Consider the following 503-nt stretch of genomic DNA (forward strand, 5'->3'; position numbering starts at 1 on the left):
GGAGGCGTCGTAATCCCCGCGGCCGACCCAGGCCAGCGCGATGAGCTCGGCCGCCTCATCGACATTGAGGTCATCGATGAGTTGGCGAAACTCTTCCCCGGTGAGGTCTTCCGACGATTCCTCGATCAGGCCGTCATGATGGTGGTTGTCGTGCCTGTCGCCGTCGAACTCGACCTCATGCTCGGCGCCGTCGTCGTAATCCTCGTTGACGGCGGCGCTCAGCGCCTTGGCCTTGAGGATGAACAGGCGCACCGTGTCCGGGTCGATGGAAAGCTCCCATTCTTTCTCGAGGCGCTGCTGCACGGTCCTTCTCCACGTGATGCGCTTGGCCCCGATGATAGCGGATTTGCAGCGCGCGTCACGTCCGGAGGTAAATGCTTCTTTCCGGCCGCTGAAAATAGTTCGGCATCCGCCCGCATTTCGGGATGAAACCGCAATGAGGTGGCGTTAATCTGCCATTGTCACCCTCAAGGAGGCTTCGATGCGCAGACGTTTACTTGTTC

Annotated in this window: 1 protein-coding gene; it reads right to left on the reverse strand. The window is 60.2% G+C overall.

The genetic code is table 11. The features are described from left to right. Positions 1–303: DUF3775 domain-containing protein (locus tag EN859_RS35245; protein WP_135913600.1), on the reverse strand; the 303-nt coding region annotated here is incomplete at its 3' end. Positions 304–503 lie beyond the last annotated feature (200 nt).

Source organism: Mesorhizobium sp. M00.F.Ca.ET.216.01.1.1, from assembly GCF_004010325.2.
In the GTDB taxonomy this organism is placed as follows: domain Bacteria; phylum Pseudomonadota; class Alphaproteobacteria; order Rhizobiales; family Rhizobiaceae; genus Mesorhizobium.